The 19,330-nt window shown below is 59.1% G+C and carries 23 protein-coding genes; 7 read left to right on the top strand and 16 right to left on the bottom strand.

Going from position 1 to position 19,330, the window contains the following annotated elements:
* Nucleotides 1-52: 52 nt before the first annotated feature.
* On the bottom strand, nucleotides 53-223 hold the full coding sequence (locus tag MUG96_RS09920; protein ID WP_246982131.1) for a DUF7501 family protein: 171 nt from the start codon (nucleotides 221-223) through the stop codon (nucleotides 53-55).
* 126 nt (nucleotides 224-349) lie between these two features.
* Nucleotides 350-2,050, bottom strand: coding sequence for an acyl-CoA carboxylase subunit beta (locus tag MUG96_RS09915; protein ID WP_246988664.1), 1,701 nt, complete (start codon nucleotides 2,048-2,050; stop codon nucleotides 350-352).
* Between the two features lie 421 nt (nucleotides 2,051-2,471).
* Here MUG96_RS09915 and MUG96_RS09910 point away from each other — a divergent pair, with 421 nt between their 5' ends.
* Entirely contained in the window at nucleotides 2,472-2,723 is a 252-nt protein-coding gene (locus MUG96_RS09910; protein ID WP_246982129.1) for an MTH865 family protein, read from the top strand.
* A 54-nt stretch (nucleotides 2,724-2,777) separates the two neighbouring features.
* On the opposite strand, the gene MUG96_RS09905 is transcribed toward MUG96_RS09910, so the two are convergent.
* The gene (locus MUG96_RS09905) at nucleotides 2,778-4,424 is read right to left on the bottom strand and encodes a class I adenylate-forming enzyme family protein (protein WP_246982121.1); all 1,647 of its coding nucleotides are present in this window, start codon (nucleotides 4,422-4,424) and stop codon (nucleotides 2,778-2,780) included.
* 105 nt (nucleotides 4,425-4,529) lie between these two features.
* Entirely contained in the window at nucleotides 4,530-5,027 is a 498-nt protein-coding gene (locus MUG96_RS09900; protein ID WP_246982118.1) for a metal-dependent hydrolase, read from the bottom strand.
* Between the two features lie 129 nt (nucleotides 5,028-5,156).
* Here MUG96_RS09900 and MUG96_RS09895 point away from each other — a divergent pair, with 129 nt between their 5' ends.
* Both MUG96_RS09895 and MUG96_RS09890 read left to right on the top strand, forming a co-directional pair.
* On the top strand, nucleotides 5,157-5,297 hold the full coding sequence (locus tag MUG96_RS09895; RefSeq protein ID WP_246982116.1) for a hypothetical protein: 141 nt from the start codon (nucleotides 5,157-5,159) through the stop codon (nucleotides 5,295-5,297).
* A gap of 42 nt (nucleotides 5,298-5,339) precedes the next feature.
* A complete protein-coding gene (locus MUG96_RS09890) occupies nucleotides 5,340-5,921 on the top strand; it encodes a peroxidase-related enzyme (RefSeq protein WP_246982114.1) in 582 nt (193 codons plus the stop codon).
* 57 nt (nucleotides 5,922-5,978) lie between these two features.
* Here the strand turns inward: MUG96_RS09890 and MUG96_RS09885 are convergent, their stop codons facing one another.
* From MUG96_RS09885 to MUG96_RS09855, 7 genes are all read right to left on the bottom strand, one after another.
* Nucleotides 5,979-6,356, bottom strand: coding sequence for a hypothetical protein (locus MUG96_RS09885; RefSeq protein ID WP_246982112.1), 378 nt, complete (start codon nucleotides 6,354-6,356; stop codon nucleotides 5,979-5,981).
* Between the two features lie 307 nt (nucleotides 6,357-6,663).
* Entirely contained in the window at nucleotides 6,664-7,953 is a 1,290-nt protein-coding gene (locus tag MUG96_RS09880) for a phage tail family protein (protein ID WP_246982110.1), read from the bottom strand.
* Nucleotides 7,950-8,321: a hypothetical protein gene (locus tag MUG96_RS09875; protein ID WP_246982108.1), complete on the bottom strand. Its 372-nt coding sequence runs from the start codon at nucleotides 8,319-8,321 to the stop codon at nucleotides 7,950-7,952. Before MUG96_RS09875 ends, MUG96_RS09880 begins: the two co-directional genes overlap by 4 nt.
* A 38-nt stretch (nucleotides 8,322-8,359) precedes the next feature.
* The gene (locus tag MUG96_RS09870) at nucleotides 8,360-8,584 is read right to left on the bottom strand and encodes a hypothetical protein (RefSeq protein ID WP_246982105.1); all 225 of its coding nucleotides are present in this window, start codon (nucleotides 8,582-8,584) and stop codon (nucleotides 8,360-8,362) included.
* A gap of 85 nt (nucleotides 8,585-8,669) precedes the next feature.
* Nucleotides 8,670-9,308 carry a hypothetical protein gene (locus MUG96_RS09865; protein ID WP_246982103.1) on the bottom strand — a complete coding sequence of 213 codons (639 nt, stop codon included), beginning with the start codon at nucleotides 9,306-9,308 and terminating at the stop codon, nucleotides 8,670-8,672.
* A 187-nt stretch (nucleotides 9,309-9,495) separates the two neighbouring features.
* The gene (locus MUG96_RS09860) at nucleotides 9,496-11,880 is read right to left on the bottom strand and encodes a phage/plasmid primase, P4 family (RefSeq protein ID WP_246982101.1); all 2,385 of its coding nucleotides are present in this window, start codon (nucleotides 11,878-11,880) and stop codon (nucleotides 9,496-9,498) included.
* A gap of 338 nt (nucleotides 11,881-12,218) precedes the next feature.
* Nucleotides 12,219-12,362, bottom strand: coding sequence for a DUF7557 family protein (locus tag MUG96_RS09855; protein WP_246982090.1), 144 nt, complete (start codon nucleotides 12,360-12,362; stop codon nucleotides 12,219-12,221).
* 59 nt (nucleotides 12,363-12,421) lie between these two features.
* Between MUG96_RS09855 and MUG96_RS09850 the strand changes: the two genes are divergently transcribed.
* On the top strand, nucleotides 12,422-13,060 hold the full coding sequence (locus MUG96_RS09850) for a DUF8102 family protein (protein ID WP_246982088.1): 639 nt from the start codon (nucleotides 12,422-12,424) through the stop codon (nucleotides 13,058-13,060).
* Between the two features lie 511 nt (nucleotides 13,061-13,571).
* On the opposite strand, the gene MUG96_RS09845 is transcribed toward MUG96_RS09850, so the two are convergent.
* From MUG96_RS09845 to MUG96_RS09825, 5 genes are all read right to left on the bottom strand, one after another.
* A complete protein-coding gene (locus MUG96_RS09845; RefSeq protein ID WP_246982087.1) occupies nucleotides 13,572-15,104 on the bottom strand; it encodes a terminase large subunit domain-containing protein in 1,533 nt (510 codons plus the stop codon).
* Nucleotides 15,101-15,379 (bottom strand): DUF8136 domain-containing protein, encoded by a 279-nt coding sequence (locus MUG96_RS09840; protein WP_246982085.1) that lies wholly within the window; start codon nucleotides 15,377-15,379, stop codon nucleotides 15,101-15,103. The genes MUG96_RS09845 and MUG96_RS09840 overlap by 4 nt, the downstream gene beginning before the upstream one ends.
* Nucleotides 15,380-15,520: 141 nt before the next feature.
* The gene (locus MUG96_RS09835) at nucleotides 15,521-15,805 is read right to left on the bottom strand and encodes a hypothetical protein (protein ID WP_246982083.1); all 285 of its coding nucleotides are present in this window, start codon (nucleotides 15,803-15,805) and stop codon (nucleotides 15,521-15,523) included.
* A 5-nt stretch (nucleotides 15,806-15,810) separates the two neighbouring features.
* A complete protein-coding gene (locus MUG96_RS09830) occupies nucleotides 15,811-16,329 on the bottom strand; it encodes a restriction endonuclease (RefSeq protein ID WP_246982081.1) in 519 nt (172 codons plus the stop codon).
* Nucleotides 16,326-17,642, bottom strand: a complete 1,317-nt coding sequence (locus MUG96_RS09825; protein WP_246982079.1) for a tyrosine-type recombinase/integrase — start codon at nucleotides 17,640-17,642, stop codon at nucleotides 16,326-16,328. The genes MUG96_RS09830 and MUG96_RS09825 overlap by 4 nt, the downstream gene beginning before the upstream one ends.
* Before the next feature lie 86 nt (nucleotides 17,643-17,728).
* Between MUG96_RS09825 and MUG96_RS09820 the strand changes: the two genes are divergently transcribed.
* The 3 genes from MUG96_RS09820 to MUG96_RS09810 are packed head-to-tail and all read left to right on the top strand — an operon-like array spanning nucleotide 17,729 to nucleotide 19,224.
* A complete protein-coding gene (locus MUG96_RS09820; protein WP_246982078.1) occupies nucleotides 17,729-18,325 on the top strand; it encodes an AsnC family transcriptional regulator in 597 nt (198 codons plus the stop codon).
* Between the two features lie 31 nt (nucleotides 18,326-18,356).
* On the top strand, nucleotides 18,357-18,644 hold the full coding sequence (locus MUG96_RS09815) for a DUF211 domain-containing protein (RefSeq protein ID WP_246982074.1): 288 nt from the start codon (nucleotides 18,357-18,359) through the stop codon (nucleotides 18,642-18,644).
* Nucleotide 18,645: 1 nt separating this feature from the next.
* Complete coding sequence (locus MUG96_RS09810; protein WP_246982072.1) at nucleotides 18,646-19,224, top strand: VIT1/CCC1 transporter family protein; 579 nt, start codon at nucleotides 18,646-18,648, stop codon at nucleotides 19,222-19,224.
* Nucleotides 19,225-19,330: the final 106 nt, after the last annotated feature.

Below are 19,330 nucleotides of genomic sequence, written 5' to 3'. Positions count from 1 at the left end.
CCTGGGTTCTGCTTGTATGACGCTGACGGTCGAACGGTCCCCCGATCTGGGCCTACCCCGACCAGCCGCCCCGGATGTCGCTGTCGATGTTCCCCCGCCACTGCTCGAACCCGTTTTCACAGGCGGGATTCGACTTCAGATGATCGACGAACCCGGCCCCCGGCGACTCCAGTGCCATCTCACAGAACGGACAGACGTTCGGGTCGTTCCATGTCGACGGCACCGCCGTGGTTATTTCGTTCCCCATAAATACGGAGAGAAATTTACCACGGCACCACTTCAAGATTGCCGTTTTCCGTACTATCGATCATTACATCCCTTATATCACTCTGTATGACAGGAAGTGGTCTCAGAACAGGACGGTCCCGTGGTGGCGGTCCCGTTCGTGGCGGCGTTTGTTCTCGAAGGCACGGAGTCGTGAGGTCAATTGCTCCCGGAGGTCGCCGGCGGGCAGGAGTTCGTCGACCTGCATATTCGCGGCCTGTTTGCGGATGTCGATGTACTTCTGGAACTCCTGTTTCGCGCTCTCGACGAACTGCTCACGGGTCTCACCTTCCATGTCCTCCAGTTGGCCGCCGAAGAGCGCGTGGACGGCGGCGTCTGGACCCATCACGGAGATCTCGGCGCTGGGGAGTGCCAGCGTCGCGTCGGGGCCGAAGGAGGGGCCACACATCGCGTAGATGCCGGCGCCGTAGGCCTTCCGGGTGATGACGCAGAACTTCGGCACCTGGGCGTTGGATGTGGCGTAGATGAACTTCCGGCCCCGCTGGAGGATGCCCTCCTTCTCGACTTTCGAGCCGACCATGAACCCGGGCGTGTCACAGAGGTAGACGAGGGGGATCTCGTAGGCGTCGCATATCCAGACGAACTCGGCGGCCTTCTCCGCTGAGTCGGGGAAGATGGCCCCGGAGACGTGTGCGGGCTGGTTGGCGACGACCCCGACCGGACGGCCGGCGATGCGGGCGAAGCCGGTGACGATCTCCCGGGCGAACTCGGGTTTGATCTCGAAGAAGGATTCGCGGTCGACGACGCGGTCGATGACCTCGTGGACGTCGTATGCCTCGTTCGGTGCGTCCGGGATGACTCCGTCGAGCCCGTTCGGGTTCTTGACCGGAGGCCGGGCCTCCCGCCGAGGGTTGGGAGCGTCGTACTTCTGAGGGAGGTAGGAGAGCAGTTGCTCGACGGCCTCGACGGCGGCCTCCTCGTCGGGGACGACGAGGTCGGCGCTGCCGCTGTGTCTGGCGTGAACGTCCGGGCCGCCCAGTCCCTCCATGTCGATTGCCTCGCCGGTCATCGCCTCGACGATGCGCGGGGAGGCGATAGCCATCCCGGAGATGTCGTCGACCATGATGAGGAAGTCACAGAAGACCGGCGTGTAGGCCGAGCCGGCGATGTCGGGGCCGTAGAGCACGCCGATCTGTGGAACCTGCCCGGAGTGGATACACTGATTGTAAAACATCTTCCCGCCGCGATAGCGGTCCATGTGGGTGTCACCCTCGTCGCGCTCCTCTGCGTTCAGGCGCGCCCCCGTCGAGTCGATGAGCCGGACGATGGGTGCGCCGGCCTCGACGGCGCGCTCGGCCAGGCGAATCTCCTTCTCGACGCCCATCTGACCGAGGGAACCGGCCTTGACTGTGTAGTCGTTGGCGGTGAAAAAGACCTGTCGCCCGTCGATGGTGCCGACGCCGGTAAGCAGTCCGTCGGCGGCCAGATCGTCGTCATCGTCGTAGCGGGCGAAGGTGCCGTCCTCGTAAGCGATGTCGTCGAACAGCATATCGAGCCGGTCGCGGACGAACAGTTTCCCGAGGTCCTCGATCTTCTCGTGGCCCCGCTCGGGACCGCCCGCCATGATCTCACGGACCTCCTCACGGAGTCGCTCCTCGCGCTCGGTGACGACAGCACCGCCCTCCGACCAGTCTGCGTCGTCGGCGGAGATGCGCCCGCCGCTCTCGTCGACGATCTCGACCGGCTGTCCGAGGTGCTCCGACAACGCCGTCGCGATCACGCGTGCCGTCTCCTCGTCCGCTTCCGAATCGACCGTTATTTCCACGTCACGACACCCCTGTTCCGTTCCCGGTGCCACAGGGAGAACTATCCGCTCGTTTGAAGTTTCTACTCCGTCCCATACCAGAGTAGTAATCCGTTGCAGGGGCTAATACGTATGGGTTTCCCACACACGTGAATCACCCACGGGGGGTAGAGCGATATCGACCGACGAACCTGCAGTACGTCGAACGGCGATTTCCAATCGATGGTCGATCCACGGGTCCAGCTACCACTTTTCGGCCAGTGAGGGCCTCTCCTTTCCATCGCTATCGGGTTCGGTCCAGCCCGATACGGGAGTTTTCGCCCCGCTCGAAGGGTGAGCCGGCGAGAGCGCCACGAAGCCCCGGAAGAAACTGTAAACAACTGGTATCGTTGGCAAACTCGAATGATTTTTAATACCGGTGGACAAAAGATTGGGCTGTATTATGGTCGACAAGGATGACCTGCGCCAGCAGATGATCGACGCGTTCGGTGGAGCTGACTACCCGATCTCGAGCCCGATGGACCTCGTTCCGGCACTGCCGAACGGGCCGTCCACCAAGTTCGAGTCCGGCGACTTCTCCATGACAGCAATGGAACTCAACACGAAGCTCTCGGGCGGGGAGTTCCCCTACGACGCCCCCGAGGACTTCGTCGACGACATCATGGACGACCTCGAAGACCAGGACCTGATCTGACGGTCGGGTTCGAGCGGGAAACTTCTCGGTTTTTTCGCCCCCTGAGCGACTGCGCTAGAGTTCCTCGCCGGAGGAGGTGAGCGGCCCGTCGAGGCGCTCCTCCGCCTCCTCGCCGAGTTTGTAGCGCTGGACCTTCTGGGTCGCGCTCCGGGGCAGTTCGTCGACGAAGAAGATCCGTCGCGGGTGGGCGTAGGTGGCGACGTGGTCGAGCGTGAACTTCCGCAGTTCCCGCTCCGAGATGTCGGCTTCCGCTTCCAGCACGACGAACGCGACCGGGGCCTCCCCCTTGATTTCGTGGGGTGCGCCGACGACGGCGGCCTCGGCCACGTCGGAGTGTTCGTAGAGGGCGTCCTCCACTTCGGCGGGGTAGATGTTCTCCCCGCCGGCGATGATCATGTCGTCGGCGCGGTCGACCATCCAGAAGTAGCCGTCCTCGTCGACGCGCGCGATGTCCTCGGTGTAGAAGAAGCCCTCGTCGTCGAAGACCTCCTCGCTTTTGTCGGGGAGCTTGTAGTACCCCTCGAACACGTTTGGCCCGCGGATCGCGATCTCGCCGGTGACGGCATCCGGGTCGTCGAAGTCGATGTCCTCGTCCGGGCGCGGGGTGAGCTGGTCGGTCGACACTTTCGTCTCCCGGGTCGCGGGATCGGCGAGCTTGATGTCGATGTTGCCGAGGACGGGGCCGATACAGCCCGCCTCCTTGCGGACCCCGCGGAGCGGTTCGAGCGTCCCGGCGGGACCGGTCTCGGTCATGCCCCAGCCTTCGCCCATCGGGACGTCCCAGGCCTGTTCGATGGTGCGGCGCACGTCGTCGGCCAGCGGCGCGGCGGCACAGGTGACCTCGTCCAGCGAGGAGAGGTCGTACTCCTCGGGTGTCTCGCGGTACTCCCGCCACATCATGGTGTACATCGCCGGCACGCCGGCGAACTGCGTGATGTCGTTCTCCTCGATGGCGTTTAGCATCGGCACGGCCTCCGGTTCGGGCTGCATGTGCATCGTCCCGCCGGAGTACATGTACGTCCCCATGATGGCGTTGAGGGCGTAGATGTGAAACAGCGGCAACACGAGCAGGATGCCGTCCTCGGGGTCGATGGAGAGCCCGCCGTTGTCGTAGGTCTCGATGGTCGACAGCAGGTTCTCGTGCGTCAGCAGGACACCCTTGGGGTCGCCGGTCGTCCCCGAGGTGTAGGGCTGGCAGGCCACGTCGTCGTAAGCCCGTTCCGGCCGGTCGAACTCCGAGCTGGCTTCGCTCACCGCGTGGGAGTAGTTGACGACGCCATCGTCGCTGACGCCGGGGAGCAGGAGCGTCCCCACCTCCGCGGCGTTCGCGAGGTTCTGGACCTCGTCGGCCAGCAGCGGCGACCCGATAACGTGATCCGCCTCGGCGTTCTGGACCACGTAGACCAGCGTGTTGGGGTCCATCCGGAGGTTCAGCGGGACCGGGACCGCACCCGCACGGATCGACCCGAAGTACGCCTCCGGGAACTGGAGCGTGTTCGGGATGAACAGCCCGACCCTGTCGCCCGGCTCGACTCCCTCGTCGGCGAGGACGTTCGCCACCTTGTTCGCGCGGTCGTCGACCTCCGCGTAGGTCCGTTCCTGTCCGAACGCCTCGAACGCCGTCTTCGACCCGTACCGGTGAGCCGCCATCGCCGGCAGGTCCCCCATGTGCCGGAGTGGTTCGCCATCGAATATTTCCATGGTAACATCAACCACCCTCACCGGGCACGATAATAAGTCTGACTCCAGTGTGACAGCGTGATTGGAGTTTTCTTTCCCTCGTGTGAACCGACGGTTCGGGCAGTCTCAGACGGGAAGACGGCCGGCGACGAGCAGGAGCGAGCCGGCGGTGGCGGCCACCCCGAGTACCAGGAACGCGTAGTTCGCCGCGGTGTTGTCGGCACGAGTCAGCGACAGCGAGAACGTCCGGTTCCAGACCGGCCAGAACGGTGTAATCCCCATCGGAGTGAGCACGTCACCCAGGAGGTGTGCGAGGACTGAGAGACCGCCAATGGCGACCCCGAAGAGCGCGAGCGAGGGAGCGGCGAGCGGGTCTATCCGGCTCCCGAGGGTCCATCCGACGAGGCCCAGGGCACCACCGACCAGGAGTGCGAACCCGACGGTGTGGGTGGCGCCACGGTGGCTCACGAGCGGGAGGCGGTGGTCACAGTCCGGGAACGACGCGAGCCAGTACATCCCGGCCCCGCCGAGCAGGGCCAGTTCGGCACGACCGCTCGTCAGCAGGAGCGTCCCGAGCGGCGCGTAGACGAGCATCGCGATACCGAGGTGGCCGGTCCGGTACACGGTCGGGAGTTCGTCGCTCTCTCACCTGAATGTACGGGCCGATGCGACACGGGCGGAGTGGGACCGCGCCGGCCGCTCCCCCGAACCGGAACCGGAGGGTTATCGGTCCTCGGGGCCGTTGCCCGGTGCATGATCGGGACGGCAGTGGAGAACGTACTGGGAACAGTCGGGCCCTTCATCATCCCGGTCGTCGTCTTCACCGTCGGACTGATCGGCTACCTCCTGCTGTACGGCTACTACCGGTGGCGCGACGGCGACCTTTGGCGCTGACCAGGCCAAAATTCAAGCCCCCCCGGGCCGGGACTGTGGACCATGGCGGATCAAGAACCCGCGATGACCCGTTTCCCAGTCCCGGACGTCGAAGACCTCCCCGAGGACCTGCAAGCGCGAATCGAGGAGGAGACCGAACGCGCCGGCTTCACACCGAACGTCTTCAAGGCGGTCGGCTACCGGCCCGAACAGGCCCGGGCGTTCCTCGACTACCACGACGCGCTGGTCGAGGACTCCGAACTCGAACGCGCCGAGATCGAGATGATCATCGTGGCGGTCAGCGGCGTCAACGACTGCCTGTACTGCATCGTCGCCCACGGCGCGCTCTGTCGCATCTTCGCCGAGGCCCCGAAGCTCGCCGACCAGCTGGCCGCCAACCACCGCACCGCCGACATCAACGAGAAACACCGGGCGATGCTCGATTTCGCGGTCAAGCTCACGGAGAACCAGACCGCCGTCGACGAGGACGACATCGAGGGCCTCATCGACCACGGTTTCAGCCGGAAGGCGGTGTGGGATATCGGCGCCGTAACCGCCTTCTACAACCTCTCGAACCGGCTCGCACACCTCGCGGATATGCGGCCCAACGAGGAGTTTTACCAAATGGGACGCGACCAAACATAGAACGAGAGCAAAATCAGTAGCTCAGAGGGAATCGCCACGCCAGAAAATCCGGTTCACTCAGCAACCCTTTTCGTCGCTGTCCCAACCAGCAAACGCTTCCGAAAGCCGTCGAACTACTTCCCCCTCAGTCACGTCCTCGCCCATCTCTTGTTTCACGGCGTGCTTTGCGTTGGTGTAGGCAGAGATTTGATCGCCGTAGAGGTTAACCACCTTGTGTGATTTCCCCTCGTTCCCTGGTTGCGTCTCTTTAGCGAAATAGGCGAAGATTTCGAGCTTCGTGCTCTTCCCCCCAATAGCGTCTGTATTCGCATTCGCGGCAATGCGCCTGATTTCCTGATAGTGCATCTCCTCTAGCTCTTCGAGTGAAAAGACGGGATCGCCGTTCTCTGCTGCCCGTTCATCAACCATGCCCGAAAGTGCCTGTGCTTTGCTCATTGTTTCATCAGTCCAAGGTACACACTCGCCGGAATCACACCCAGGAGCGGGACAGCACTCAGTAACGAATACAGCACAACTCGGCGCTTGGAACACTGTGGCTCTACCACACCGTGGGTAGCGACAGACGCCGGCAGGAGAACCCACGCACCGATAATGAGTGCATCAACCCCTGCCGCCGGAAGCTCAGAGACACCAAGCAGGATGAACAGACCCACCCACAGGGAAAGCCCAACAACGATTCCAAAGACCGAGAGTGTAACCAGTAGATCGTCCGGCCCACCGCCGTCCGACATTACCCTCGTGCTCATCCGTTTCGCCCCCTGCGCGATACGGTGTCTCGTCGGTAGCGGCCAGTCTCGTTAGTCACGTCACGGCCGTCAAGGTAGACTCTCGGGTTATCAAGCGCGTTGCCCGTGCTCATGTTGGGGGTCATGCTACCAGCCATGTTATCAGCCGCTCCGCCAACCGTGCCGGTATTCGCGTTAATGCCCTGTGCGACAGTATTCACTAGTCCCGGCCCGGTTTGGTCAAGGTCGGATAGTGGGCCAGTTTTCGCGGGACTAGAGGGAAGCCTATCACGGATGGGCTGTGCAATCTTGTTGTCGACCGCTTGTTTGAGATCGTTCACTGAGTTTTCAAAGCCCTGGATGATTCCGTCTATGATGTTTTCACCCCACTCTACAGCCTGGTCAACAAGATTTTCAATAATCCGCTCAACCCGTTCAAGCGTCCGTTCCCATGCTCCGATGAACGTGTTAATCACACTGCCACTGAGTGTGAGCGCCCGGTCGATACCTTCCGACAGACCACCTTCTAACGTTCCCTGCACAAAGCCACGAATTGCCGCCCCGACTGTTGCCAACGGTGCCGTAAATGCGCTTGAGAAGGCCAACATTCCATCCGTTGCCCACTGGGGTAGCCTGTCCCGTATCGTCCGGCCAAACTGTTCCACACGGTCGAGCACCCCCGTCACTTCTAACGCGGCCACACCGAGCGTCCCGATGAACGCACCAAGTGCGCCCGCTGCCGCGAGACTGCCCGACACAAGACCCCCGAGTGTTGTAGCGAGCGATGTAACACCGCCTGCGACGGTTGACAACAGGCCCGAGAGTTTGCCGAGAAGTGCGCTCAACCCCTGGGTTTTCGCAATATACGCCCCGTACACAGTGAGCGAAGCACCGAGTGCCGTTCCAAGCCCACTAATCGCACCGATTAGATCGCCTGCCGCGCCGTCGACTTGGAAGATCGCATTTGCCACCTTGAAGAGTGTTTGATTCAGCCCTGTGAGAGAGGGGCGAAGGGCTTGGTCAATTTGGAACGCGAGGGCGTCAACAATCGCACCTAGTCCACCCATTAGTTCGCCAACCACGGGGACCTGCGTAGCGAGTGCCGACACGCCGAGCGTTAGGCCGGCGACAATCGCACCAAGAGCGCCCTGCCATTCTGATGCTAAATCCCCGAGTTGGCCGGTGGTATCTTCCATCTCATCGGTGGTTTCGCCAATCTCACCCTGAAGATTCTCAAATTTATCTGCCGACTCCTCAACCCCGTCCGGCTTGGCACGAATTACCAACTCCTCGACAGTATTACTCACGCCAGATCACCCCACATCTCCAGTTCGCCGTTTCCCGCTAACCATTCCGAATCGGGATTCTCTGTCGTGACAAACTCGGCAAAGTCCATCACACGGCGCTTGAGGAGTACCTCATTGGCTTCTTGCTTGATTTTCTCAGTACGGTCGGGTGCCCGGCGTATCTTCCGTTTGTGACGGTCTGTGACTTCTCTGTTTACCTCTGGATGGTTGGCCCGTCCCCACTTGAACGCCATATTGATGAATAGACCCATCTCCACGTCAAGCGAGTGTAGAGCACTATCCAGACACTCCCGTTCGTCAGGGTTGAGCTTGAGAAAAATCTCGCCCTGTTCCGGGTGCTGGTATCGGATTTTCGTTTGCTCAGTCATTGTTTGATTTTTCCCATTTATGATACAAAAGCACTCGTTCAAATCAGCCAGAAGGCCGGCCCACCACCCTCGAAATCGTCGCTGTAATGCCGCCAACTCTCCTCAATATCCTCGGCTACCTGCTCTTTGTCCACACCCTCACTACTGGCGTAGCACTCCGGGCAGGCTTCGAGTTGCTTCCCGTGCTCCAAGTCCCTATCAAGCGGCAGATCGGTTATCTGCACTAGACGGGTATCGCACTCCTCGCATTTTGGAATCGTCACACTCGACAGTTGCCGGGACAGGCTTCGCGTGACTGTTGCAATCCGAATACCAGGGTTTGCCCGTCCGTAGCCGGACCTATCTGGATTAGCCATGTGCCTCACCCTCTGCCGGTTCCTCGCTCGTCGCTTCGCTCGTGTCGACGTACTCCCAAGCGGGGGCTTCGCTTGGTGCATCAACACCGGGCAATTCCCGCAGGTAATCCCACACCTTCCGGTAGCCCCGGTCAGTCATATGCACCCCGCAGTTTTGGATTAGCTCAAACTCATGGGCGGGCCGTGGGTAGCCATTCCGCTCCCTGATTTGTTCCAGGTGTTTGTATGATGCACTCACCGCTTTAGGGACCAAGTGGTGACTTCGCGTATCAGGAATCTCTAGCTCACTCGCGGCTGTCTGCCACTCGTCGCTGTTGTGCTCAGGGGCGTCCGCTTCAAGCCGATACGAGCCGTTCCAGTCGACCGCTTCGGCACTTGAAATCAGTGGGGCAACTTTCGCCCACAGTCCTTCTTTGAGCATCTGATGATCGTTGCCCGCGATAGCGGCATTCCGTAGTTCGTCGTCAGTGGCCGATTTCACCTGTTTCAAGTGCCGAAGGGCATTCTCGGCGTGCTGGATTAGCTTATTTTTCTCGTTCCACGTTCGGATTTGGTCGTACTCCTCAAACGGCGTGCTCTCAAACGGTCCCGGTTCATCGGTCGAATTACCGCGGTTCATGAAGTCGCTCATATTACTGAATCTGTCTGTTATGCGTGATAGTTTCTCGTTCATCCGTGCGTTCTGAAGGTGGGGCGGTGCGTCCGGGGTGTGGTGGTTTCCCCGGTCATGGACTGACGCGAAATCCGCGAAGTGCTTTCACGAACGCACCGGGCAGTTGCCTCACCGAGATGCCAACCTCGGATCATCGGCAGGGTCACTATTCGTCACCCCCGTAGTCGCCAATACCAGAGTTGCGACCGTCCGAATCGCTATCTTCGTCACTGGTTAGATAGCTCTCTCCTCGCTCATTGAGAGTCACACCGACAAAGACACGCTGGCGCTTCCCGTCGATGTATGCCCGCCCATCGGCTATGCCCTCACTCTTGAGCCGGCGAGTCATTTTGTGCTGTGTCTCTGCCGGCAGGTTCTCCTCCTCACAGAACGTCAGATATGCGCGGAATGCCGTCTGTTTAGCCAACTCATCACCCTCTGTTTTCTCAAGGCAGGTTTCACGGAAGCGGTCGACCGTGTTACCCCACTTCTCCCATGTCCGTTGTGTCTCTCCGGGGGTTCTATCAGCCGTAAACTGCCCCTGTTGCATTAACCGCTGCAACCCCTCTAACATCCAGTTGAGAACGCCGGATAGCTCAGACTGCAATTTCTCATCAAGATGGGGATCGCGGTCCTCCTTGGGGACAGACGACGGAAACGGCACCAACAGCACACGCCGATAAAACGCTTCGTCCTCAGTTTCAGCGTCCGGCAGTTGATTCGCACTAAACAGGTGCTTGGCAGTCGGCTCAAACCGGAACGGGTCTTTGAATTTCCGTTCGGCTTTGATGCTATCGCCGGCAGTGATTTCCTTGAATGAGCCTGTGTCTTCGATCAGGCTACTCGGAATGTCGTTGCGGAAATTCGCCCACGACTGGAACAACTCGGCCCCTGCGAATCGCTCACTCGTTAGTTCCTGTGGCGTCAATGAAACCACAGTGTCCGTGTCAAGCACCGCCCGGATGGTATCCAGAAACGTCGATTTCCCCGAAGCGGTCGGCCCGACCAAAAACAGGGCCTTGTGATACGGCAGTCCCCAATGCAGTAGCGTGTAACCAGCGTACTCTTGGAGCTTTTTGCGACCGGCCCCACTCTGGACGGACTCTTTCAGGAATGACCGGAAGCGTGGGCAGTCGGCGTTTGGATCAAACTCTGTTGCCACAGACCCCAGGAACCGATACCTCGGGTCATGGTCCGCCAATTCGATACTGTCGGACTCGACTTTGAGCACACCGTTCCGAACCGGGATGTGCTTCGCCGGCCCACCCATCTCGTCTTGACTGACGGTGTGCCGGCCCCGAAGTTGATCCAGAATCTCGTTTTTCTCGTTCTTGGCGTATTGCTCTTTCAGGTTATCAACCAACAGCTCACGGACTCGTTTCTCACCAGTTGGATTGTAGACCCCTCGCTCAGAGTCATACGCATACAACACGTCGTTTTCTTCGAGGTTTGCCCAATGGTGTGCCTCAGACAGCAACTCAGTGGCCTTGTATCGGGCCGGCTTCCGCTCTTCGGCTTCGGACGCGCCATCATACTCCCGATACACCGCGTCCCATGTGTGACTGTCCTCGTTTCGTTGCGGGGCGTCTGTCGTTTCTTGAGCCGCCGTTACTGTGCCGCCGTCAGTGGTGGGGACGGCTTTCGTATTGGCGTCAGTCCCAACATTGCGTTTCGCTTTCTCCCACGTCCGTTGCCAATAATCGTCTGAAGCATCGGGAGCGTCAACCTTCGTATTGGCATTGGTCGCTAGCAATCGGTAGGCTTCCCGCTCATCAACACCGTGTTCGATCATCCGGCAACAGACATGGAAATCCGATTCGCTACGGTCGTCACTCCCATGCATCAGATAGTCACTGATGTTTGAGTAGTGGCGTGCGACCGCACGCGCCTGTGTGTCGTCCCCCTCCTTGGCTGGTGTCTCTCGGGACGTATCCACATCCCCCGTGTTCTGTGGCGCGTTCTCGTCGCTCTCGTCGGCGTTGATAACCTCAATCAAATCGGCTACCGTAATCTCGGCTATCGGGGCGTCTGTTGCTATCTCGTAGGTTCCACCGTCCGGCTTTTGGCAGTCCTCACACCACTCCTTATCACAGCCGTCGAGTTGCGACCCCGGCCCAACGACGTACTGGTTATGAACGCGAATCTCGCCCCAACTCATGCCGGGATTCTTCGCACCCGTGGCCGCTTCGATAGTCTCGGCTACGGCTTTCCCGTCAATGAAGTAATAACGGTGCCCGCCGGGATCGCCGTCTGTATGCGGGCTTTTGACCGTCAGTGTCTCGGGTAGGTCCGTAGCCGCTTCGAGTGCGTTCGTGTCGGCAGCGTTGTAATCGTCAATATCCACGTCGATGAGCCACCGCTCACCGTCCGGCGTAGCTCCCGCATAGACCCCGTAGTTTCCAGACAGTGTGTCGAAATCGCTCTTCCTGTTTGCCGATTCATTGTGCCGGACCAGGGACGCTTTCCCGCCGTCCTTCACAGGGATTAGACGGTTCTCCAACAGGCCCACATCTCTCAGTCGGTCGGCGACTGTCTCCCGGTCCTTGGTCATGCTTCGCTCTCCAATTCTAGAAGTGCCTGCGCGATTTCCGCACAGGGCAGGTCTGATTCAGACAAGTCCTCAAGCTCCTCACGTCGTGCGCCAATCTTCTCAGAGAGCGTAGAATCTACTGTTGCCATTTAGGGAGCCTCCGTTAGCCGTTCGCCACAGACAGCACACTTGTAGGCCACAAGCTCGTTGGCCGTTTCTTCGAGCGTTGGCCGGTCACACTTGGGGCAAGAGTAATTTGCCCCGAGCGCCAACTTAGCCATGCAACCACACCTCAAGGTTGTAGTCCTTGATTTCGCCCCGCCGGTGGTCCCAACACCGGCACACCGTTCCTGCCATCGTTAGACGTTCCCCTCGTAGGTGTCGGCCATTTCCGCCAGAAACTCGTCATAACTCATACTGTCGTACGGCTTGAGCTGTTCAAGCCGGTTCTTGACCGGGCGAGTCACCCGGATTGTGGTTGAATCGGTTTGGTTCGTTGCCATACGAACCTATACGCCCATATACTTATTAGTGGTAAGCCCATTATTGGACGTGTAGTAAGATGAGCCAAACCGACGAACAAGCGAAAGGCCGATTCTTGACCGACACCCAACGGAAATATCTTCAAGGAAACCACGACCCGCCCAGCGATAACGCAGAGTATCAAATGCGGTCCAAGATTCGGCACCGTACCAAAGGCGCAATCCATGACTTGGGAGTTGTTGCCCGGCACCTGAGTCAGAAAGATCGGTCGCTCCTGCTGGATTTGGAAACACCACACGATACCGATACGGCACAGGAAAAGACCGAAATGCCAGATGGGACACCGCTTTCACTCCCTACGGACGAGAACACAGACTTTGGACTGTGGGGATGGGTTGGGTTCTCCCGAGAGATGGATTCTATTCTGCAATTCTACTACTTGGCTTCCCGTGAGCAGACACTCAAAGAGGGGAGCGATTTCAGCCGGTCAAACATCACCGAATCAATCAAACAAGCTCTTGAGAACGCCGAACGGGAATTTCTCAATGTCTCGCCACGCACTCACAAGATAGAGGCAACGGTCGACATTGAAACCACGAAAGAGGTTGATATTGAGAACGCCAAGGAGCGACACAAACAGGGCAAAGACCTTCGACCGATTGAATTGAAGGCCCTGGTAGAGAGCGGCCACGCCGATATTCAGATCACCGACGATTGACCGCTCACAGTCGAGGGGTAACCTGCAACGGCTTGTTCGTGCTACCGCTCTCAAAGTGTCCCACAAGATTCCTGATACATCGCCGTTTTCAGCAACCACAGGCTCTCTCCGGTCAATGTAACTTATCCAATGGGACACATCGGTTTCACCTATTGCGAGCGCACACGCACACGTACGGACGCGATTAATAGGAGCAGGTTGTCCCATAAACTGAATGATATGCCCGGCTTAGACTGTGAGAGTGGTAAAAACCCGGAAGTGTCAAGCATTTTGTGGGACACATCCAAAGACCATTATAGATTTCTGCTGTCAAGACAACGGTATCCCGTCGGTTGGCTGTGGTCATAATGTAGAAAAACCTCTCCACGTTGTGAGAGAAACGCTAGATTCTTCTATCACAAATCTTCTATCGGGCAGGAAACACGCCGGACGGCGAGAGGGTCCGATCATCCCACCGCCGGCAGTGTGGTGATAGACTCACCGATAATGCCTGCAATCCCCGAGTGTGGGCCTATCGCTTTTCGATGAGTGAGCCGCTATCACTGCCTTCTTTGCGACCGTACATATCGGCCCCGAGAACCTGGGTACCACTCTGTCGAAGGTTGAGCTTCGTGAGTGCGTAGTATGCAGCATCCAGCAGGTCGGGGCTGTTGTCGGATGATCCAAACTCACACCACTCACGCACGAAGGGTCTAAGGCGAGCGTCATACCCAAGATTCTCGTCAATATCTCTGTTGACCAAGACCACATCCCCCCGCTCGAAGGCTATGCTCATGTCCGTGATTCGGCTGTCTTTACTTTCGGTGCCGGGACTCACGGGGACGATATTCCCAGGGACGGCTTCTTGTGCCTCTTGAATCCAAAAGTTCTGTGCGCCCACCTTCTCGACTTTCACCGTGGGATTCGGGACTTGAGAAGCTAAATCAGAGAGCCACTGAATGCCTTTTCTCATGGACATACCGCGTTCTCTGGCTATGTCGATGAGGTAGGCTTGTTTGTTCTGTGAGTCGACTCCAACCAAAGCCACCGCCGTATAGTCGGAATCTGTGGCTTCGGCGTGCTGTTTGCTTGAGACATAGGACAGGTCAACCCCCAGGTGATAGCGTAGGTTTTCGTCCTCAAGATCGTCAAGATGAACGAAACTCAGTTGGTCACGGGAGAGGAGTGCGCCTGTGGACTGACTAAACCCACCATAGAGAGCCTGTGATTCTCGGCTTGTGTTCCCATACTGCCGCTCAAAGCGTTCCTTTTCCCCGGTATCCAGATACGGGTTCTCAAGCGTACTGGCCCGCACAAGCTCAATGTTCAACCCAAGGGCTTCGCCGTCTGAGTCCTCTTTCCGTTCAAGAATGTCAAAGGCGGCGTTGTGTCCGTTGCCCGTGAGCGTCCACAGTTGCGCCTTGGGGCCGTCGACTCCTCGAAGCCGGGAGCCAATCATCTCAAGGAGATCGTGCAAATCTTCGCCGTAGTGAGAGGGTTCATCAAGCCACACACCGCCGTACTCATCACCCGCGTATCTGTTCCACTTGTCGGCACTCCCGAGTTTCACAACGGTATCATTGACGAAGGTGAGCCGGTGGTTCTGGCGATTATAGTCTTCAACCACGGGGGACTGTTCCGGCCCGTTGTAGGAGCTTGTGACTATGCCCGTACGTTCGCCGGGGAGCTGTTCAAACAACACCCGGAATGTGGTATCCCTGGCCTTGGTGAAATCAATCCCCATGCCAAGGAATCGAGAACCGTCATGATCCAGGGCGTTCTTGATGAGCCACCGTGCCCCGAAGATCGTTTTGCCAGACCCGTAGCCGGCGAGAAACGCGGTAATATCGGTGTCGCTATCCAGCGTGGTGAGTGTCTGTCGCTGTGCGCCCCACAGGTCGTATGTGAGGGTATTCGACTCCGGCACCCACGTCACACCCTCCGGGCGGGTTGAGGGGTCCGCAGTCCCCCACAGAACGGTTACGTCGTCACTGACACCGCTCCCGGTCTGTTCAATCACCTGCTCGAATTTGTTGCGAACCTCCCGCTCAGTGGGTTGATTCATAGGTCAAGTTCGCCGCTCTCTTGGAGGGCTTCGAGGGTCCGGCCCATCTCTTCAAGGTGCTTGTCTTTGACCACCTGCCGTTTGGCTCGAATGGCCTGTTCCGTCCGTTTCATGTATTCTGCGCGGGCTTTGGCCTTCTTTGTATCCTTGATTCGCCCGTCGCCTGTGAGCTTGGAAAGCCCCAGTTCAATAATCTCGTCAAGGACGGCAACCATGTCATCGTATTCGTCGGTCGTTTCTGGCGTGCCCTGAATGGAATCGTCGGCAATACTCATTGGAAGATCGTGGGGTGTGAACCCGAATCGGTGACAGGGGACAGTCTCAGGCGTAGTTACGAGTGGTAACTGTCTCGTATCGCCCGGTTATTGCCCTGTTATGTGCATCTAACAGAGAACCCGGTGTAAGTGTTCGGTCAACTAGGAATCGTCTAGATCGTCTATATCCACATCACCGAAGGCTTCGCCAGCGGCAACACCATGGCACGGTGCGCATAGATAGACGGGTTCTTTCGTCTCCTCATCGTACCCCACGTACGATTTCATCTTTTGTTCCTCACACCGCATACATTCAATCGGGGAATCATGTTCGGTCCATGAGTCACTTGGGAAGATAGCACCGAGAAGCCGCCCGTCCTCGAATCGCTTCCCACCGATATGTTGCGGTTCGTCGGGTAGTAGATCGTCGGGAATCTCATCAGTCATTGGCCTTACTCCAACCAGGATTTGAACCGGGAAATAACACCGCTCTGTTCACTGTGAGTCGTGTTCGATTCAACCTCACTTCGTAGTTCCACGTCCTCGAAATACTCGGCTATCAATTCTACGGCGTCAAGCTCTAAGATCATCCCGATAAGTTCGCTCCCGTCGATCAACAGCACATCCAAATCAGGGGCTAGTGCTTCGGCTTGAGTCGAGAACGTGCCGGTTGTGACGATAGTAACTTGGTCGACGTTTTCCTCTTGAAGCCGAAGCGAAGCGTACTGTTGCACTTCGGGACTCCCAACGGTCGTATTGGGGCCGTATCGCTTGGCTTGAATGAGTTGCTTGTTCTCGGGTGTGGTTGCTACCACGTCAATGCCCTTATCGCCGGGTTCGCCCACGACCTTCGTATTCCAGTCCATGTAGGTCCACAGGTCGGCTACGAAGTGCTCAAACTCATACGGGTCCATGTTCTGTAACCGCGTGCGAACCATCTCCCGCGTGGCAGTCTGATAGTCGTCGGTCATTCGTTCAGTTTCTCAAGCAGGGCGGCTTTCACTTCGGGATCATCCAGCAGTTCGTCTAGCTGGTCGACTTTCTCTTGGGTGTCACTGCCGGGTTCAGTTTGGGCGAAAGACTGCTTCATGTCCGATTCAACTTGGTCCTTCGCTGCCTGTGCGTTCGGTGCGAACACGGTTCCACACCCCTCACACGCCTTTGCGTCCGGTGCGAGGTTATCGTCACAGGTTGGGCAGACCGGCGGTGTGAACGGTGATTCTTCCTCTTCGTCCCGAACCCCAAACTCAACTTCGGCGTCCTTGATGTGGTCCTCGTCGGTCAAGTGCTGGTAGGTCGTTTCCATGACCGTGCTCCCCTCCCCGTGGCCGATAAGGTGCTTAACCGTGGCGTCGTCCATGTCGTAGTGCCGTTTGCACATCGTCACGAAGTAGTGCCGGAAGTTGTGGGGGTTCGGTGGCTTGTCAATCTCCGCTTCGTCGGCCAGTTTCTTGAGCGTCCGGCGGATCGTAGATTGAGAGAGTTGCTCGCCGGACTTGGCCCATGAATGATCGTTCCGTGGCGTGATTAGGAACGCTTCGGGGTTCTCACTCTTGGGATGAAAGTCCAACCAGTCCTTGACCGCCCGCTTCGCACCAAGGAGCGGACGCTTGGCCCCGTTCTGGTCGGCACCTTTCAGCCCTTCCATGTCCGTGTTAAGATAGTAAACGCCAGTGGCCCCTTCGTTCGGCTTCACGTCCTTCACACGAAGCGTCTGAATCGCTCGAATCCGCTGCCCCGTGTTCAAGAACAATTCCAGCATACACTTGTCGCGTGCGTTGTCGACCGCTTCACGAAGTGCCTGCACCTCCTCGCGGGTATACATATCCCGGTCGTCAACACTTGATTTATCCTGCGTGAAAATCACTATCTCGTTCGGATCAACCTCGTAATCGTGATACCGATAGAAGCCACGAAGAGCCGCCTGCCACGGCTTGAGATACGAGTTACTATAACCGTCGTCTTTGACGTTTTCGTGGTCGACCCGCCCCTCACGAAGCGCCCCCATCAATTCATTCACATCGTCGGCAGTGAACTCCCCGAGTGGTGTATCTGTTACCTCTGCCACGCGCTTGAGTCCATACACGTAGGTCCGTAGCGTGTTGGTGCTCTTCGTTTCCGTTTCGCCGTCCTCGTTTACGAAATTCGTGGTTAGGTTCTCCGGGTCGATTGCATCAAGGAACTCTGCTATGTCGTCCTTATCCGCCTGCGGAATGTCGTCACACTCCTGCATGGATTGCCGGTTTCGCTGGTAGCGATAACGAGGGTCGTCTTGGTTCGCCATGCACATGCCAAGTGACCCCATGCACTTAGTTGTTTTACACAGTGACGGCACGCCAAACGAGGAGTTCTACTCGATGGGGCGGTAGGATGCGCGGCCTGGACGAGACGGACCGGCAGATACTGGATCTCCTGCTGGCGGACGGTCGCCGCCCGTACAGCGAAATCGCCGAGGCCGTCGACCTCTCCGCGCCCGCGGTCTCCGACCGGGTCGACCGCCTCCGGGAGACCGGCCTGCTCCGCCGCTTCACTGTCGACATCGACCGCTCGATGCTGCGGGAGGGCATCCCCCTGCTGCTCGACCTGACCGCGCGGCCGGGCCGGGCCGCTGACCTCCGGGCGGGGCTGGAGACTGCGGACCCGATCGAACACGTCTTCACCACCGCCGACGAGCGGCTGGTGGTCACCGCGACCGTCCCGGACGCCGACGTGGAGGACCTCCTCGACGACGCAGTCGACCTCGACGCGGTCGCGAGTTACGAGGTGGACCTGCTGACCGATACGGACTGGTCGCCGGGGATGGGCGAGGCCGAACTCGCCCCCGCCTGTGCCGAGTGTGGCAACACCGTCACCGTCGAGGGCGAGACGGCGCGGCTCGACGGCGAGCTATACCACTTCTGCTGTGGCTCCTGTGAATCACAGTTCGTCGAGCAGTACGAGACCCTCCAGGAAGGGATCGACTCCTGAGCGTTATGTGGACGGCCGCCGAAGCCGGCGTATGGTCCCGATCCGTCGACTCGTCCTCGACGTGTTGAAGCCACACGAACCGGAAATGACTGAACTCGCCCGTCGCACCGCCGACTGTGACGGCGTCGAGGGCGTGAACGCGACGCTCGTCGAGTACGACCGTGAGGTCGAGAACGTGAAGCTCACGCTCGAGGGCGACGATATCGACTTCGAAGCGGTCAGGACGGTCATCGACGGGTTCGGCGCCAGCGTCCACTCCGTCGACGAACTCGCCTGTGGCGACCGTCTCATCGATGCCGGGGAGACGCCCCAGGACTGAGATGTCGGGACTCGTCTCCCGCATGCGGGCGTGGGTGGGCCGCCACTTCGACGCGATTTCGCGCCGGTACTTCATCTCCAACGGCTTCGACGGGACGCTGACCAGCATCGGCGTCGCCGTCGGCTCGTACCTCTCCGGGGTCCCGGAGGGCGTAACGGTGGTGAAAGTCGGACTCGGCGCTGCCGTCGGCCTCGCCACCTCCGGGGTCTGGAGCGTCTGGGAGATCGAGCGCGCGGAGAAACGGATCGAGCTGGCGGAGATCGAGACGGCGATGCTCACCGGGCTGGAGGGCACGCGCGTCCAGGCGCAACAGTCCGAGCGGCGCCTCCGGAGTGCCGCCATGAGCGGGATCGGGCCCTTGATCGGCATCATCCTCCCGATCCTCCCCTACGCCTTCGCCCCCGCGACGGTGTCGATGCTCGGGGCCACGCTCGCCGCCATCGCGGTCGGCGTTGGCCTCCTCTTCGTGTTCGGTGCCTACATGGGAAGCATCTCACAACAGTCCTGGCTCGTCGCCGGCGCCAGAATGGGACTGGCCGGGCTCGTGGTCGCCGTCATCAACATCGCGCTCCCGGGGTGACTTACATCGGACAAGAAAACTGGCAGTAATGCTTTGGATTCGAGTGTCTGGAGGGTTCTCGGTCGAACTATATAAAGAACAAACCGCTTGAACGAGGGGGCCCTAG

Origin of the sequence: Halorientalis marina, from assembly GCF_023028345.1 — an archaeon.
In the GTDB taxonomy this organism is placed as follows: Archaea; Halobacteriota; Halobacteria; order Halobacteriales; family Haloarculaceae; genus Halorientalis; species Halorientalis marina.
The sequence above is the reverse complement of the archived record's forward strand: the minus strand, read 5'-3'. Positions and strand labels throughout refer to the sequence as shown.